Source organism: Kitasatospora sp. NPDC093102 (assembly GCF_040683915.1).
In the GTDB taxonomy this organism is placed as follows: Bacteria; Actinomycetota; Actinomycetes; order Streptomycetales; family Streptomycetaceae; genus Kitasatospora.
Genome location: NZ_JBFBFA010000009.1, coordinates 161,418 through 178,514, shown reverse-complemented (window position 1 = coordinate 178,514; position 17,097 = coordinate 161,418). Strand labels below are relative to the sequence as shown.

The following is a 17,097-nucleotide window of genomic DNA, read 5'->3' as shown; positions in this document are numbered from 1 at the left end:
TGCCGGCTTGCGGTCCGGACCCTGTCAGTCCCTCGGGCGGATCACCGCTCGCGCTCCCGGTACCCGGGCCGGGCCCGCGTGCTCGAAGCGACCGGGGAGACGGCCAAGGGCACCGGAACCTCCCCGGGCGGGACGGCGACCTGAACGTCCGTGCTCAGCCCCGCCCGTGCGAGGCGGCCACGCAGTTCATGGAAGTCCTGACACCACTGTTCTTCGCGCTCGACGTCGATGTGCGCGTCGTCGTCACCGCTTCCGGCAGCCGTGCGCACCACCGCGGTGCGCAGCTGACCGTCCTGCTGGTCGACGACCAGGTTGACCGCGTGCTCGGGCCACTCGCTCCGTGACAGGCGCAGGGCGCCGTTGGAGACGGTGAGCGTCTCGAATCCCTGGCTGACCTGGTAGCCGAGGTCGGTGAGGGCGTCCGTCACCGTGTTGACCACGTACCGCTGCTCGGCTTCCGCCTCGGCCGCGGCCCGGCAACCGGCCACCCGCCGGCGCAGTGGCCCGTCGAGGGCGCGGCGGCCGGCCGCGACGTCCGCGAGCAGAGCCCGCACCGGGTCCACGTCCGCCACCCGGGCGTTCTCGAGGTCGTGGAGGAACCCGATCGCCTCGTCGGCATCGCGTCGCCTGGCCTCCGCGGCCGCATTGGCACGTTGGACCCGGAGCCTCGTCTCGGTCAGCCAGGTGCGGGCTTCGTCGAGGGTGGCCGCCTCGGCCACCCTCGACGCGGCCAGCCGGGCGTCCGCCCGGTCGCCCTCGGCGCAGTCCGGAAGGAGACGCGACAGGACCCGGGTCAGGGTCCGTTCGACGTCCTCGCGCGCGGCTTCGTCCGAGGACTCGGAGACGACGGCGCCGGAAGGCTCCGGGAGGTCCGCGAACAACTCGGCGGCGACGACCGGACGGCGCCCGGTGGTGTACCCGGCCACGTCGGCGAACAGGCTCGCCGCGAGGGCACGGGCGGCCTGTTCCCGCAGTTCCCGCTCCGCGGCGGCCAGCGCGCGGTCGGCCTCGGCGCACCAGGCCTCCAGCTGGGACGTGGCCTGCGCGTCGATGCGGAGTGGTTCGGGGGGGCGCACGCCGACGGCGGCACCGTACTGCTCCTCGAAGCCTTCGAGGGACACGGCGAGAGCCGCGATCCGCGCGTTGCGCGACTTCACCGCGCGCACGGCGGCGTCCCGGGCGGCCGCGGCCCGGAGGGCCGCCTGGCGGACGGCCTCCTCACGGCGTCGCGTGGCCTCGCGCACCGCGGCGTCCTCCGCGGCCGCGCGCAACGCCGCCGCAGTGAGGGCCTCGTCGACCCGGTACGTCGTGCACTTGGGCCCGCTCATCGCTCCCCCAGAACCTGCGTCTGCTGCGCCTCGTGCGCCGTGCGCCACTCCCGGTACCGGAGGAACGACCAGAATCCGTACCCCGCCGCGACCACCAGGGTGATCGGTGACCAGATCTCCAGTGTGACGATCACCCAGATCACGGTGCCGAGCACCAGGTAGAGGACGCAGCCCCCGCCGAAGGCGATCGTCCTCTTCCGCATCGGCCGCAGTTGCGTCGCCAGTGCCTCCCGCCCGCCGGACAGGCGACGGCCGAAGTCGGCGAGCCGGGACTGAAGGGACCACCGCGGGTGGTAGACCTGTCCGAGCTTCGCTGCCAGCACCAGCTCGCAGACGAGCGGAACCCCGCAGGTCACCGTCGCGGCAGGGATGAACCGGGTCAGGAACTCCTCCTCGCCGACCAGGGTTCCCAGGACCAGCGGCACACCGACCGGCAGGGCGAACAGCAGGGCCACTCCGCCGAGGGCGCGCAGAATCGCCTCTCCGGTGCCGGACTGCCGGCGTTCCTCGGATTCCTGCCACTCGCGCCGCTGGGCCGTCGCCGCGGCCTCGTTGGCGCGCAGTGCCTCCTCCAGCCGGCGGCCTTCGGCGACGGCGGTCGTCAGCGTGCGCATGGCCGCCAGGTGACGAACAGGGTCCCCGCCGTCGGCCAGCAGCGCGTCGAACCAGCCGATCCTGCCCGGTACGGACGCCGCGGAGGATTCGACCCGCTGTCGTAGTGCCCGGGCCCATTCCGGGGACACCGCGACGGCCAGCGCCTCCACGCGGATCTCGGAGTCCGCGAGTTCCCTCCGGATCCTGGGGGGCAGGGCGGTCGACTCCCGCAGTCCGTCCCACCGGGCATTCAGGTCGCGCCAACGACGGTTCACGTCGGCGAGCCGGTGGCCGCCTCCGCCGAAGGTCGCGAGGACGGCGAGCAGGTCGCGGGTGTACAACTCGTCGACGAGCCCCCGCGCGGTCCGGCGTCCGTCGTCGTCCTGGGGGGACAAGGCCTGTTCGGCGAGCGTGAGCAGGTCCTCGGGAAGCATGCGCGTGCCGCGGTAGACGGGCGGCATCGTCGGATCGAGCCAGTGCAGCAGCCGCAGCACTTTCGCGTCCGGCACGTCGGTTCCCGGGAGGTGGACGTCGATCAGGTCCACGAGCTCCTCGGCGCCGTCGTGCTCGGGATCGTCGAACTGCGCCAGCCAGTTGCGCAGTTGGCGCCAGCCCTGGCTGGGGTCGTCCCGTTCCCCCATGGACACGAAGAACCGGCGTGCGGCGGTCTCCCAGTCCGCCGCCAGGGCCCGGGCCAGCGCCGCCTTCTCGGTGTACTTCACACCGTTGAACTGCAGGGGGCTGCGGCCGGTGGCGCTCGCCGGCTCGGTGCCCGCAGAGGGTGACTCCTCCGCCACCTCCGGGGTGCCGCCGTCGAGCCACCTGCGCACCTCGGAAGCGCCCCACCGGCGGCCCGGATCCCTGACCAGCAGCCCGCTGCACAGCAGCCGTACCCGCTCGTCCGCCACATCCGACACGTCGACCGGCCGAGTCGCCAGGTGATGCCGGACCGCCGGCTCCGACAGGCCGTCGAACGGCGCACGGCCGGTGGCCAGTTGGCGGGCGATCATCCCGACCGCCCACCAGTCCTGCGAACCGGACACCTCCGCGCCGAACAGGTACTCCGGCGCCGAGTACGCCAGCGTCCCGAACACGCGCTGCGTGAACCGGGACGTCACGTCCAGGGACTTGCTCACGCCGAAGTCCGCCAGTGCCAACTCCAGCGGCTCGCGCCGGCGTAAGAGCACGTTCGACGGCTTCAGGTCGCCGTGCACGATCCCCGCACCGTGCAGATGCGCCACCGCTTCCGTCAACTGGGAAACGACCCCGGACAGGGCAGCCGGCGCCAGCATGGTCCCCACCCCGGCCAGGTCCGCCAGCGACCCGCAGGGGAGGTACTCCGACACCTCGAAGTCGCGCCCGTCCGAGAAGCCCGTCTCGACCACCCGCACCACCCGGCTGGTGTCCAGCCCCCGCAGGCGCTCCCAGACCTCGGGCATGACCCGCACCCCGCTGCGGTACACCTTCGCGACGAACTCACCCCCCGCCGCGTCGCGGACCAGCAGCACGTCCGCCTCACGCCCCTGGTGCGGCAACTCCCCGACCACCACGAACCGTTCGGCCAGTGCCGACGGCAGTCTCAGCAGAGCCGCGGAACCACCGGCATCGTCACGACGCGTCACGGCGGCATCGAGCACCCCGCCACCGGAGCCGGCATCGTCACGACGCGTCACATCAGGTGGCATAGCCGACTCTTCCACACCGTCACCCCCGCGGCGGAAACCTATCTGGCTGGGTCGCGCTCATGGTACTCCAGCCGACGTTCATGATCCCTCGTTCCTGAGTGGCTTGTTGCCGGTCGCGGCCGGTCCGGGACCGGGTCTGGTGGCGGTGTCGCCGGTCGGACCGGCCGGGCCGGTGAACGGCGTTGTGGGCGGGCCGGGCGATCAGGGCGGCGAGGGCGGCCGTCGATGCGGACAGGGACCGGTGCCGGGTGGCGCCGGTCCCTGCCGGGGGTGGGGCGGACGGTCAGGGGCGGGTGGTGGTGAGGCGCAGGGCCAGGTCGCGGGCGTGGGCGGCGGCGGTGGGGGCGCGGGTGGGGTCGGGGGCCTCGGAGAGGAAGACCAGGGCGAGCATCAGTGCGGCGTCCAGGCGGCAGGCGAGCAGGCAGGGATCGTCCTCGGCGGGGACGGGGGCGACGGTCGCGTAGCCGGCGCGCAGGGCGGTGAGGTCGAGGTCGTTCTCGGGGTAGCGGGCGTATTCGGCGAGGCGGCCGAACTCCAGGGCGGGGGAGCCGAGCAGGGCGTTCGACCAGTCCAGGAGGGCGGTGGTACGGCCCTGGTGGCGGCGGATGTTGGAGCTGCGGACGTCGAGGTGGAGGAGGCTGGACTCGGTGAGACCGGCCAGGTGGCGGGTGAGGAGGTCGGCGGCCGGGGGCTCGGGCCAGTCGTCGACGCGGCGGGCGAGTTCGGCCCAGCGGCGGGCTATCCGGGTGGTGAGGGCGTCGATCGTGCTGCCGCCCTCGGCGGCGACGAGGTGCAGCCGTGGCGGCGCCACCTGGTGCAGCCGGGCGAGGAGTTGCCCGAGGGCGTGGGAGTCGAGCGGGGAGCCGTCGTCGGGGACGTAGTCGGAGAGCAGCACGTCGGGGGAGCCGGGGTCGTCGGCGAGCACCAGCTCCCGGGCCCGGGCCACCGGCAGGCCGTGTTCGGCCAGGTGCCGGGTGATGGCGTACTCCTGGACGAGCAGGGCGCGGGTGTCCACGTGCGGGTCGTTGGCGTTGGAGTCGAACCGCCGGTGCGCGAGCCGTACGGCGACTGGTCCGCCGTCCCGTCCCCGGGCCCGGAAGACGGTGAACTCCAGCCCCTTGCCGACGAGTTCGAGACCGCTCAGGCCCCACTGCTCGGCCAGCCGGTCCAGTACGGCGAAACGCTCACTCATGGTGCATCCTCGGGAGTCTTGCGACGGTCGGTCACCCTGCTGTCCCTCAGCAGGGCGTAGGCGATCGGCAGGCAGGTCAGCAGGGTGACCACGCCGCCGAGGGCGAAGGCGGCGCGCGGCCCGGCCGAGGTGCTCACCCGGCCGAAGACCAGCGCGCCGAGGGGCATCGCGCCCCAGGCGAACAGCCGGTAGACGCCGGTGGCCCGGCCGAGCATCCGGTCCGGGATGATCGTCTGGCGCAGTGAGACGGCGACGACGTTCCAGACCATCAGGGCGAAACCGGTGAGGCAGTAGGCGACGGACACCACCCACACCCGGTCGGTCGCCCCCACGGCGAGGCCCGCGACGCCCATCAGGGCCAGGTTGCCGACCAGCGCGGGCACCCGGCCGATCGCCGTGGTCAGCCGGCTCGCGACCATGCCGCCGACCACGCCGCCGATCGCCCCGGCGGCCAGCAGGGCCCCGTAGGCGGAGTCCGGGAGTTCCAGCACGTCGCGCACCAGGATGACGAAGACGGCGATCTGGCCCAGGTAGACGGCGTTGATGACGCCGGCGGAGACGGTCAGGGTGCGCAGCAGCGGGTCGCGCAGCACCAGCGCGACGCCCTCGCGGATGTCGGCCGACAGCCGGGGCTTTTCGGCGGGCGGCGCGGTCCCGGGCTCGGGTGCGGGCCCGCGCACTGCGCGCAGCAGCGCCGCGGAGACCAGGAAGGAGACCGCGTCGAGCAGCAGCGGAACGGCCCGGCCCACCGTGAACAGCACGCCGCCGACGACCTGCCCGAGCAGGTCGCGGCCGACCGTCTGGACGGCGAAGAGCCGGCCGTTCGCCGACTCCAGCCGCTCCTTGGGGACGACGCTCGGCAGCAGCGCGAAGGACGCGCAGTCGAACAGCACCTCGCCGACGCCCAGCAGGAACGCGGCGGTGAGCAGCGGCCAGAAGGTCAGCCGGTCGGCGGCGAGCAGCACGACGGTGAGGACCAGCACCACGGCGCGCAGCAGGTCGGCGAGGACCATCAGCAGGCGCCGCTCGAAGCGGTCGGCGTACGCCCCGGCGGGCAGGGCGAACAGCAGCCAGGGCACGGTGGTCGCCGCGGTGACCGCGGACACCTGGAAGGCGTCGTGCAGCACCGCGGTGGACAGCAGCGGCAGGGCGGCGAAGCGCATGCCGTCGCCGACCGCGGAGGAGGCCGCGGCGCCGATGACCCGGTGGTAGCCGGAGACGGGGCGGACGGTGGTGTCGGTGCTCACCCGCGCGGCTCCGCGGCGGGGACCTGCCCCGCCGAACCGCCCTGCCCTGCCGAACCGCCCTGCCACGCCGAACCGTCCTGCCCTGCCGAGAAGACGGCGCACCGCAGTTCGCTGGTGTACCGGTGGCCGTCCACGTCCAGCCAGCGTTGGTCGGGGGCGGGCAGCATCTCGGAGATCTCCAGGGTGCCCTCGGCCTTGGCGGCCAGCCGGCCGAGCTGCCGCACCAGCAGCGGCGACTCCCAGTCGACGTAGACCGGCTTCGGCTCGCCGGGGACCTTGACGAAGACGTGCCGGGGCAGCCGGTGTTCGGCGCGCAGCCGGCAGGCGGCGACGAACTGGGCGGCGTCGTCCCGGCCCTTCTGCCGTCCGAGGGCGGTGGTGTCGCGCAGCCGCTCGGCGGGGATGCGCCAGGTCTCGCGCTGCAGCACGACGCGGCCGCAGCGGATGCGCGGGATGTGGGCCAGGTCGGGGGCGTCCAGTCCGGCGCCGCCGAAGTGGCGGGGGAAGGCGAACGGGGAGAGCGGGTCCTGCCGGATGCTCGGGCCGCCGGCCGGGGGCGCCATCAGGCGCAGCCGGCCCTCGACGCCGTGGGCGCGCAGCTCCAGCCGGTCGCCGCGCAGCACCAGGTACAGCCGGGAGGGTTGCAGCACCCGGTCGCGGGACTGCGCGGAGCGGCCGTAGACCTCCAGGTCGTGGCAGGGGTAGACGAGTTGGGTGGAGGACTTGTCGGGGTGGCCGCGGGACAGGTTGGCGAGCACCTCGTCGTCCGCGAGCAGGGACTGGTAGCCGCGGTACACCTCGGAGAGCAGCTCGGGGGTGTGCTCCTGGATCAGCGGGCCGAAGCTGGTGTGGGTGATGACCTCCCGCACCGCGTGGCAGTCGCCGATGACGGCGGTGAACCGGCCCTCGGCCAGGTCCTCCCGGCTCTTCGCGGCGAACAGGATGTCCGGGTCGCAGAGGGCCGGCGGGCTGCTCGGCCGGCCGGCGAGGACGGCCGCCATCCGCTCCCGGTCCACCACGACCTCGGAGCGGTCCGGGTCCGTCGCGGCCTCGCCGAGCAGGGCCGCGCCGATCGCCCGGTCCAGTTCGGCGAGTTCGGCCTCGACCGCGAGGCACTCCCGGGCGATGGCCTCCCGGTCGCGGAAGAACTCGGCGTAGAGCACGTCCAGCGGGATCTCGACGCCGGGGCCGAACCGCTCGGCCACCCACCGGGTGAGGATGACCAGTTCGCGCCGCATCCGCAGGCGCGGGCCGGCCAGCACGGTCTCGTACACGATGGACAGCTCGTCCGTGATGAAGCGGGCGAGGTCCGGACCGACGGTCAGGTCGGCCGGGCGGCCGCGGGCCTCCTCGAACAGGATGCTGCGGTCGGCGTAGTGCAGGCCGCTGTTGCGGTTCGCGGGGCCTCCGGTCAGCTGCTCGAACCGGGCCTTGCTGTCGGCGAGCGCGGCGGCGCGCTCGGGCAGCGGCAGCCGGGCGAAGCGGGTCAGGTCCGCTTCGAAGCCGTCGATCGCGGTGAGCAGCGGGGCGGCCAGTTCGGCGGGGGCGGCGAGCAGTTGCTCGCGCAGGGCGGCCAGCGGCCGGTGGTCGCCGATCGGGATCTCGAACTCGACGACCACCCATTCGCGGTCGGCGAGTTCGGCGAGGACCCGGTCGAAGGGGACGGGGCAGCGCAGCTCGTCCTGCCAGGCCTGCCGCAGTTCGCGCAGGGTGCGTTCGCCGTCGCATTGCTGCCACAGCCAGGCCTCGTACGGTTCCACCGGCCGGCCGCCGAGGTGCCGGAAGTCCCAGTCGGTGTCCAGCCCGTCGCGGGTGGTGAAGGCGTACAGGTCGATCCGGCCGTCGCGCAGGAAGGACAGCGGGCGGCGCCGGGGCCGGGCGTGGTCGAGCAGGCCGGGGACGGCGGCGGCGCTCTGGGCGAGCTTCTCGGCGGCCCAGTGGCTGAACAGCGCCCGCCGTTCCAGCTCCCGCTCGCCGGACCAGGTGATGCCGGGGGCGGTGCCGACCCGGCCGGGGGTGAAGGGGCCGAAGTGCGAGTGGGTCTCGTTCTTGGTGGTGACCCGCTGGAGGTACATGGTGAGCAGGTCGGTCATCTTGCGGGTGCGCCGGCCGGTCGAGCCGTCGAAGCCGTCGAGCCAGGCGGCGAAGGTGGGGTAGGCGGAGTCGTTGGAGAGCAGCAGGACCTGCCGCAGGCGTTCGTCGCCGAAGGCCGCGACCACGGCGGCCCCGGCCCGGTCGAGGCGCTCCTGGTGCCGGGCGGCGAACCGCGACTGCTCCTCGGCGAACCGCCGGGCGGCCTCCTGGTAGGCGCGCAGGGTGGTGGCCGCCTCGGCGGGGACGGCGGCGGCCGCGGCGGCCAGGTCGGGTTCGGGGACGGGCAGCAGGAAGCCGGCGGGGGAGGACAGCCTGGCGGCGCCGGGCACCGGGTGCCGGCGCAGGGTGGCCTTGAACTCGTCGGCCAGCGCCTTCAGTTGCCGTCCGTGGGCGACGAGTTCGCGGGCCTCTTCGGCGGCGGCCGGGTCCGCCAGGGGCGCGAGCAGCTCCATCGGGAAGCCGGCCTGGCGGAGCACGACGACCGGCGCGAGCTGCCAGGCGACGCGCACACCGGGCGCGGTGGTGGTGGTCCGGGGGTCGTTGACGGTGGTCACAGCCTCACCTGGGAAGTCGCGGGGACGGGAGGACGGCGGTCGTGCAGGGCGTCCAGGACGGCGAGCGGATCGGCGGGGAGCGCGGGCAGCAGGCCGGGGCGTGGCGCCCAGGGCTTGACCCGCACCCCGTGGTAGTCGGACCCGGCGGTGGCGACCAGGCCGAGCCGCTCGGCCGCCTCGGCGAGCCGGGCGCTGTCGGCCGGGGTGTGCCAGCTGGTCCACACCTCCAGCCCGGCCAGGCCGGCCGCGCGCAGCGGCTCCAGCAGCGCCGCGCACCGCGGGGCGTCCAGGCCGGCGGTGAGCGGGCCGGGGTGGGCGAGGACGGCGACCCCGCCCGCCTGCTCGATCCAGGACAGCACGTCCACCAGCTCGGGGTTGACCGGGTGTTCGACGTGCAGCGGCCGGCCGGGCCGGCACCAGTCGGCGATGAAGCGGGCGAACCGGTCGGCGCCCTCGTGGTACGGGGCGAACCGCGGGTCGTCCCGGGCCGCCTCCAGCAGCAGGGCCAGGTAGTCGTTGACGTAGGCCACCCGGTCGCCGCCGATGCGCCGCTCGACGTGGGCCCGGTCGAGCGGCACGCCGAGGGCGTGCGCCCGGTCGGTCCAGGTGTGCCACCAGGCCAGTTCGGCGTCGTGGACGCGCCCGATCCGCTGCCGGAACCGTTCGTCGCCGGGGTCGACGAAGTAGGCCAGGCAGTGGGTCTCCTCGCCGCTCCAGGTGGTGGTGATCTCGCAGGCCGGTACCACGGTGAGGCGCCCGCCGGCGGCCCGCTCGAAGGCGGCGACGCCCGCGACGGTGTTGTGGTCCGTCACGGCGGCCACCCGCAGGCCGGCCTCGACGCACTGCCGGGCCAGTTCGGCCGGCGCCTCGTCCCCGTCCGAGTGCCGGGTGTGCAGGTGCAGGTCGACCGGGGTGGCCAGGGTGGCGGGCGCCCCCCGCATCAGCGGGCTCCGGGCAGGGTGCGCCGCCAGGAGGCGGCCAGCCAGCGCTCGTACTCGGGGCCGGACGGGTCGTCCACGACCAGGCAGAGCGGCTCGATGATCCGCCCGGCGCCGCCGGCCAGGCCGCCGTGCAGCATGGTCAGGTTGTGGCCGAGCAGCAGGTCGCAGTGCTCGCCCGGGGCGAGCACCTCCCAGCGGCGGCGGAACTGCGCCCAGGTCAGGCCGGTGGCCATGAGCACCTGGTGGCAGAACAGCCGGGCCGCCTCGCCCCGGCACTCGCCGCACGCACAGGTGTCGGCCAGCGGCACGGCGGTGGGGAAGCGCCGGCGCTCCTCCTTGGTCAGCACCGCCTCGCTGTGGTGGAAGGACAGGCCGTGCCAGAGCGGCTCCTCCAGCCCGAGCATGGCGCCCACCGAGGGGTAGGCGCAGCCGTGCTCCGGCTGGCGCTCCAGGCCGCGGCGCAGGTTGTCGCCGAGCCAGCGGGCCGCGGCGGCCGTGGTGTCGTCCCCCCGGTCGATGCCGCGCCGCTCCAGTACGTCGTCGATCACGCCGAGCCAGTCGTAGTACGTGGTGACGCTCAGGCCCTCGCCGACCTCGGGCAGGAAGATGCCCTGGTACATCTTGTGCGCGGGGGTGGTGGTGTACCCGGAGTCGCCGTAGGTGCGCCGGGACGGGTCCCAGTCGGGGGCGTCCTGGAGGCTGGGCGTCAGGTACGAGCAGTGCTGGCCGTCGTGGTGGGGCAGCAGGGTCCGGGTGGTGTAGCCCTCGGGCACGTAGGTCTGCTGCGCCTTGTCGACCTCCAGGCGCATCCGCGCGGGGGCGCCGCGGGCGATCAGCGCGGTGCGCACGCGCTCGACGATGCCGGTGGACAGCCGGCGGCTGTCCTCGACGCCCAGCCGCAGCCGGCCGATCCGGAAGACCGCGTAGCCGACCCGGTGGATGACCCCGACGGCCTCGGCGGCGAGGGCGTCCAGCGCCTGCTCGCGCTCGGCCGGGGCCCCGGAGACCAGCGGGGTGCAGTCGAACTGCGCTTCGTGGGGCGTGAATCTCACCGGTGCTCCAGGGGTGCGGAGGGGGTGGTGGGGGCCCAGGGCGCGAGTTCGGCCGGGGCTCCCTCGGTGCGGAAGAGGAACTCGAAGAGCAGCCGGGCGGCGATCTGCGCGGTGCCGCCGGACGGGTCGTAGCGGGGCGCGATCTCGGCGATGTCGACGGCGCCGACGGGCAGCGTCCGCAGCTCCTCGTAGACGTCGAGGAGGTCGCCGATGGTGATGCCGCCCATGGTGACGTGCCCGGTGCCGGTCGCCGCGGCGCTGTCGAGCACGTCGATGTCGAGGGAGACGTAGACCGTGTCGCAGCGCGAGCCGAGCTCCTCGATCACCGGGCGCAGGGCCGTGGCGGCGCCGTCCCGGGTGATCTGGGAGCCGGGCACGACGTGGAAGCCGCTGTCGAGCAGGCCGCGGAACTGGTCGTACTTGGTCACGTCCCCCACGCCGACGAAGGCGATGTCTTCCGGGCGCATCTGCGGGATCTCGCTGATCCGGCGGGAGTTGGAGCCGTGGTAGAGCGGCCCGTGCAGGGTGCTCCAGTTGCCGAAGTCGAAGTGGTGGTCGATGTTGATGAACCCCACCCGGCCGGCGCCGCGGTCGAGCCGCCCGGCGCGGAAGCCGGCGAAGGTGGGGAAGGTGCAGGAGTGGTCGCCGTTGAGGAAGACCAGGTGCGGGGCGTTCTGGCTCAGGCGGCGGCTCTCGGCGGCGACGGCCTGGAAGGTCTTCACCGTGTCCGTCGGGTAGATGTGCAGGTCGCCGGCGTCGGCGACGCGGGGCGCGTGGTAGCGGAAGGTCTGCCCGGTACGGGTGTCCAGCATCCGCCACTGGCCGAGGCTGGTGAGGTAGCTGGAGAAGACCAGGCTCGCCTGGCGGATCGCCCGCGGCCCCTCCGCGGCGCCGGGCCGGGAGCTGGCGGTGGCGTCGAAGGGCACGCCGGACACCACCCAGCCCCGCTCGCCGACGTCCACCTGGTCGGCGGTGGTGGTGGGGGCGCCGAAGAGGGTGCCGACGCCGGCCCAGCCCGGCAGCGGGTCCTGCTCGAAGTCCTCGGGTTTGACGCTGTTCCGGAGCGCTTCGAAGTCGGGGAGCTCGGTCATGTCAGTTCTCCTGCGCGGCGGGTGCGAGGGGCGCGGCGGGTGCGGCGACGGGCAGCGGATCGCGGATGATGTCGTGCGCGGCTGCGATCTTCTCCTGGAACAGGTCCCAGCTGTCCTCGGGGGACAGGTGCCGGGGCCGGTAGACGACCGGGGCGTCCTCCCGCCAGTCGGCGAAGTCCCAGTTGAAGATGCGCTCGCGCAGCCTGGGGAAGTCCGGGGTGAGCGGGTACGGGACGAAGTTGTAGAGGTTGAAGAGCCACAGCGCCGATTCGTTCTCCCGCATCCAGGTGACGGTCTGGCCGTGCGCGGCCTCCGTCTCCTCGTCGAGGCCGCCCATCATGTTGAGGACGATCTTCAGCCCCGCGTCGCTGAGTTGACGGATCTTCGAAGTGTAGTCGTCCAGGCCGCGGGAGAGCTTGTTGAGCCGCTTCAGCATCTGCGAGTCGGCCGACTCGAAGCCGAGCTCCACGGCGACGACGCCGAGTTCGAGCATGGCCTCGACGATCCACTCCTTCACCTGCATCACGTGGGTCTGCACGATGAACCGGTAGCCGGGGCGGTCGCGGAAGACGTCCAGCAGGTTGCCGACCGCCTCGCGGGACTGGCCGAAGGTCTTGTCGCCGATGTAGAAGAGCCGGGTGTCCGGGAACCGGGTGGTCAGCTCGTCCACCTCCTGGGCGAGCGCGTCCTTGGCGACCAGGGTCAGCTGCTTGCTCCAGGCGTCGCCGCAGAACGAGCACTGGTACAGGCAGCCGTGACTGGCGTTGAGCCGCAGCAGCGGCACCCGGCCCTGGTAGCCGCCGAGGTGGCGGTAGTCCGGCGCCCAGGTGATCCGGTCGGACACCAGGCCGGGCAGCAGGGGTTTCTCCAGGCTGCCGCCGGACCCGGCGGCGAGTTCGACGAGCCGGCGCACGAAGGTGGCGTCGAGCTGGCCGCGGTGCACGGCGTGCACCGCACCGTCCGGGGCGAGCGGGGCCATGTTCCCGCCGAGGACGACACGCCGGCCGGCGTGCTCCAGCCGCTTGGCCACCTCCAGCGCGAGGCGGAGGTTCTGGGCGAGCGGGGACATCAGGACCAGGTCGCCGGCGGCGGTCGCCTCCAGCAGCGGCTCGGCGCAGTCCTCCGGTTCGGCCGGGGTCCTGGACAGGTCGCGGAAGACGGAGTCGAGGCCCGCGGTGTTCAGCAGGGCGGTCAGGTGGGCGACCCACAGAGGCATCTCCCACAGGCCGTCGGACGGGATGAAGTACTCGGGCAGCAGGGCCCGGAAGCGCCGGTCGTAGTCGTCGTAGTAGCGCGCGAGGTTCGGGTCGGGGTCGTGGCTGGAGGGGAAGGGCAACTGGACGATGCAGCTCTTGGTCATGGCGGTGCCTTCGGTCGGTGAGGGCGTGGGCCTCGACGTGGAGCACTCAGTGGGGACGATGCGAGAAGACCGCACAGCGCAGCTCGCTGGTGTGACGTTCTCCGTCGATGTCGAGCCAGAGGTGCTCCGGGGCGGGGAGCATTTCGCTGAACTCCAGGGGGCTGGCCGTCTTCCGGGCGAGCCGGAAGACCTGCCGGACGATGAGGGGCGAGTCCCAGTCGACGTAGACCGGTTTCGGCTCGCCGGGGATCTTCAGGAAGCCGTGGCGCGGCAGACCGAGCTCGCGGCGCAGCCGGCGGGCGGCGGCGAACTCGGGGGCGTCGCCCTTGGACCGGTGGACGCCGGGGCTCCAGCCGCGCAGGGCCTCGGCGGGGATGCGCCAGCGCTCCCGGTGCAGCACGATCCGGCCGCAGCGGATGCGGGGCACGTGGTCGCGGTCCCGGTCGCGGATGCCGACGCCGCCGAAGTGCCGGGGGAAGGCGAACGGGGAGAGCGGGTCCTGGCGGATGCTGGGGCCGCCCGCCAGCGGGGCGAGCAGCTTCAGCCGGCCGGCCAGGCCGTGGGCGCGCAGCTCCACCCGGTCGGCGGTGGCCACCAGGTACAGCCGGCCCGGCTGGAGGACGTCGCCTCGGGCCTTCGGGGAGAGCCCGTACACCTCCAGGTCCGGGCAGGGGTAGGTGAGTTGGGCGCCGGTCTTGTCGGGGTGCGAGCGGGAGAGGTCGACCAGCACCTCGTCCTCGTCTAGCAGCCCCCGGTACCGGGCGTGGACCTCGTCGAGGAGTTCGGGCGCCTCGGCCTGGAGCATCGGGGCGAAGCTGGAGTGGGTGAGCGCCTCGCGCACGGCGTGGCAGTCGCCCACGACGGCGAGGAAGTCGCCGCGTCCGATCGCGGCCGCGTCCGGCGCGGCGAGCATGACGTCCGGGTTGCACAGCGCGGGCGGGGTGTCCGGGTGGCGGGCGAGCAGTTCCTCCAGCCGGGCCCGGTCGACGACGCTCTCGTGCCGGCCGTCCTCGGCGCCGTCCAGCAGCAGGGCGACGACCTCCCGGTCGAGCGCCGTGATCTCCCGGTCGACCTCCTCGCACTCCACGGCGAGCTGCGGCTTGTCGGCGAAGAAGGCGGCGTAGAAGTCCGGCAGCGGTACGGGCGTGCCGAGGCCGAAGCGCCGCGCCATCCAGCCGTGCAGGATCGCCAGTTCGCGGCGGATGCGCAGCCGGGGGACGAGCAGCGTCAGGTCGTAGACCACGGACAGCTCGCGGCCGATCAGCCCGGTGACGTCCGGGCCGAGGACGACGTCCCCGACCGGGCTGTACGCCTCCTCGTAGAGGATGCTGCGGTCGGCGTAGTGCCGGCCCTCGGAGCGGTTGGCCGCAGACCCGGTGACCTCCTCGAAGGTCTCCTTGAGCTCGGCGAGCAGGGCCGCGCGCTGCGCCACCGGGCCCTCGGCGAAGCGGCGCAGCCCGTCCTCGAAGCGGCGCACCACGGCGAGGTCGGGGGAGTCCTCGGCCAGGTGCCCGGCGAGCGAGCGCAGCACGTCGGTGGACCCGATCGGGATCTCCCAGCGCCCGATCAGCCAGTCCTGGTCGACGAGTTCGGCCAGCACCCGGTCGAAGGTCCGGTCGGCCGGGCGGTCCGGGCGCTCGGCCCAGGCGGCACGCAGCTGCGCCACCGTGCGCTCGCCGTCGCAGCGATCCCAGAGCCAGGAGCGGTGCGCGTCGAAGGTGTCGGACTTCACCGCGACGAAGCGCCAGCCGTCCGGCATGCCGGTGGTGGTCTCGAACGCGTACAGCCGGACCAGGGGGCCGTCGGCGAAGGCGAGCGGGCGCCGGCGGGGGCGCACCGTCTCGAAGGTCTCCGGCCGGGCACTGAAGACCTCGGCCATCGCCTCGCCCGCCCAGTGGCTGAGCAGGGCGGTCCGGCGCAGCGGGCCGGTGGACCAGGTGACGCCGGCGGTGGTGGCCTCCGGTGCCGTCCGGGCGACGGCGAGGGGGCCGAAGTGCGAGTGGGTCTCGTTCTTGGTGGTGACCCGCTGGAGGTACATGGCGAGCAGGTCGGTCATCCGCTTGACGTGTCCGTCCGACCCGGCGCCGCCGGCGGCGATCCAGGCGGTGAACTCCTCGAACCGGGCGTCGTTCGACAGCAGCAGGACCTGCTGGAGGGAGGGCTCGCGGAACAGGTCCACGACGGCCCGGCGGGCGCGGGCGAGGGCCGCTCCGTGCTCCTGCTCGAAGGCCGCCCAGTGGCCGTCCAGGGTCTGCGCCGCGTCCTGGTAGCGCTTGGCCGAGTCCAGGGCGGCCGGGCCGAGTTCGGCTTCCAGCCGGGCGAGGTCGGCGGGAGGGAAGGGGCGGAGCATACCGACCCCGGAGGCGAGGTCGCCCCGGGTGCCGGCCTGCTCCGCGCGCAGGGCGGCCTTCAACTGCCGCCCCAGCTCGACGGCTTCGTCACGCAGGGCGAGCACCGCGTCGGCGGCCCGGGCGGTCGCCGGGTCGACGACGCGGTCCAGCAGGGAGAGCGGGTAGCCGGCGTGGCGCAGCATCGCGACCGGGACGAGCGACCACCCGGTGCCGTCCTCGGCCCGGGCCTCCGGGGTGAGGTCGCCGCCACCCGCAGGCCGTCGGCCGTCCGGGCGCTGCCTCGACTCGTCCATGATCGTCCCCTCACATGGCTGACTTGGTCACGACAGTTCGTGACCATAACAACCTGTCGAGGGGTCTTTCAATAACGATGGGGTCAACGAGCCTGATTTCGGCCAAGATTGACTGTTCATCAGTCGAAAACCCGAGGTGGTGCGGCAGGGCCAGGACGTTGGGATGGCTGCAATAAACCTGAATCGACGTGAACGTGACGTGACGTCAGGCGGAAACGGCTTCGACCACCGAGAGCACCGTCGAGGTGGGCAGGATCCTGGACAGGCGCAGGCCGGCCCGGCCGAGCAGCTCCGCGAAGTCCGCCTCGGTGCGCTCGCGGCCGGTGAGCGAGGCCATCATCATCAGGTCCAGGGTCTTGGCCTGGTGGGGAGCGTTGTCCCGGGGGACCACGGCGTCCAGGACCAGGATCCGGCCGCCGGGGCGCAGGACGCGCCGGCAGTGGCTCAGCAGGGTGACGCACTGGTCGTCGTCCCAGTCGTGGGTGATCCGCTTGAGGAGGTGGACGTCACCGGCGGGCACGGCGGCGAAGAAGTCGCCCTCCGCCGTGCTCCAGCGGCCCGCGATCTCCTTGTCGCCGTCCAGCCGGTGGCCGGCCAGGACGTGGGCGCGGTCGTGGAGCACGCCCTCCAGGCCGGGGTTGCGGCGCAGCACCTCCAGCAGCAGGCCGCCGTGGCCACCGCCGACGTCCACCACCGTGCCGGTCCGCGGGAAGTCGTAGGCGGCCGCGATGACCGCGTTCTCCGGGTCGGACATCGCCGCCATGCCGACGTGGAAGACGGCGGCGGTCTCCTCGTCCCGGGCGAAGTGGTCGAAGAACGGGATGCCGAAGACGGAGTCGAAGGCCGTGCTGCCCTCGGTGAGACAGTGGGCCATCCGCTCCGCCGGCAGCCAGAAGGTGCGGTCGGTGAGCATCCGCACCGCGTTGCGCGCGGAGTACGGGACGTCGCTGCGCAGCGCCTGCCCGGTCTCGGTCAGCGTGAAGCGGCCGTGCTCGTCCTCGGCCACCACGTTCCGGGTGGCGAGCAGGCGCAGCACCCGGTACAGGTTGCGGGCGTCCGTGCCGGTGGCGGCGGCGAGTTCGGCGGGGGTGGCCGGGCCGTCCGCGAGGGCGTCGGCCACCCCGGTGTCGGCGGCCGCGCGCAGGGCCGCGGGGAAGACGAAGCCGAGCGCCTCGTCGATGAGGAAGGCGGCCGAGCGGCGCAGGCCCTCCTCCGCGGCCGTCGCCGACCGGTCGCCGGCGGGCTGGTTCTCGTCGTGCGGCATGCGTCCTCCTCGGTGGGTCTGCGGTGCTTGCGCCGGGATGCTGCCCCGGCG

At 73.7% G+C, this 17,097-nt stretch carries 11 protein-coding genes; all 11 read right to left on the bottom strand.

Annotated features, from left to right (window positions below):
* Nucleotides 1-41 precede the first annotated feature (41 nt).
* The 11 genes from AB0O11_RS15770 to AB0O11_RS15720 all read right to left on the bottom strand — a co-directional run bounded on the left by AB0O11_RS15770 (nucleotide 42) and on the right by AB0O11_RS15720 (nucleotide 17,046).
* Nucleotides 42-1,328, bottom strand: coding sequence for a hypothetical protein (locus AB0O11_RS15770; RefSeq protein WP_363386340.1), 1,287 nt, complete (start codon nucleotides 1,326-1,328; stop codon nucleotides 42-44).
* Entirely contained in the window at nucleotides 1,325-3,595 is a 2,271-nt protein-coding gene (locus tag AB0O11_RS15765) for a protein kinase (RefSeq protein WP_363386338.1), read from the bottom strand. The genes AB0O11_RS15770 and AB0O11_RS15765 overlap by 4 nt, the downstream gene beginning before the upstream one ends.
* 295 nt (nucleotides 3,596-3,890) lie before the next feature.
* Nucleotides 3,891-4,799, bottom strand: coding sequence for an aminoglycoside phosphotransferase family protein (locus tag AB0O11_RS15760; protein WP_363386336.1), 909 nt, complete (start codon nucleotides 4,797-4,799; stop codon nucleotides 3,891-3,893).
* On the bottom strand, nucleotides 4,796-6,046 hold the full coding sequence (locus AB0O11_RS15755) for an MFS transporter (RefSeq protein ID WP_363386334.1): 1,251 nt from the start codon (nucleotides 6,044-6,046) through the stop codon (nucleotides 4,796-4,798). The genes AB0O11_RS15760 and AB0O11_RS15755 overlap by 4 nt, the downstream gene beginning before the upstream one ends.
* A complete protein-coding gene (locus AB0O11_RS15750) occupies nucleotides 6,043-8,694 on the bottom strand; it encodes a lantibiotic dehydratase (protein WP_363386332.1) in 2,652 nt (883 codons plus the stop codon). Before AB0O11_RS15750 ends, AB0O11_RS15755 begins: the two co-directional genes overlap by 4 nt.
* Nucleotides 8,691-9,635, bottom strand: a complete 945-nt coding sequence (locus AB0O11_RS15745; protein ID WP_363386330.1) for a PHP domain-containing protein — start codon at nucleotides 9,633-9,635, stop codon at nucleotides 8,691-8,693. Before AB0O11_RS15745 ends, AB0O11_RS15750 begins: the two co-directional genes overlap by 4 nt.
* Nucleotides 9,635-10,687 carry a hypothetical protein gene (locus tag AB0O11_RS15740; protein ID WP_363386328.1) on the bottom strand — a complete coding sequence of 351 codons (1,053 nt, stop codon included), beginning with the start codon at nucleotides 10,685-10,687 and terminating at the stop codon, nucleotides 9,635-9,637. Before AB0O11_RS15740 ends, AB0O11_RS15745 begins: the two co-directional genes overlap by 1 nt.
* Nucleotides 10,684-11,778, bottom strand: coding sequence for an arginase family protein (locus tag AB0O11_RS15735; protein ID WP_363386326.1), 1,095 nt, complete (start codon nucleotides 11,776-11,778; stop codon nucleotides 10,684-10,686). Before AB0O11_RS15735 ends, AB0O11_RS15740 begins: the two co-directional genes overlap by 4 nt.
* Nucleotide 11,779: 1 nt before the next feature.
* Nucleotides 11,780-13,138, bottom strand: a complete 1,359-nt coding sequence (locus AB0O11_RS15730; RefSeq protein ID WP_363386324.1) for a radical SAM protein — start codon at nucleotides 13,136-13,138, stop codon at nucleotides 11,780-11,782.
* A 46-nt stretch (nucleotides 13,139-13,184) separates the two neighbouring features.
* On the bottom strand, nucleotides 13,185-15,782 hold the full coding sequence (locus tag AB0O11_RS15725) for a lantibiotic dehydratase (protein WP_363386322.1): 2,598 nt from the start codon (nucleotides 15,780-15,782) through the stop codon (nucleotides 13,185-13,187).
* Between the two features lie 205 nt (nucleotides 15,783-15,987).
* Nucleotides 15,988-17,046 (bottom strand): methyltransferase, encoded by a 1,059-nt coding sequence (locus AB0O11_RS15720; RefSeq protein WP_363386320.1) that lies wholly within the window; start codon nucleotides 17,044-17,046, stop codon nucleotides 15,988-15,990.
* Nucleotides 17,047-17,097: the final 51 nt, after the last annotated feature.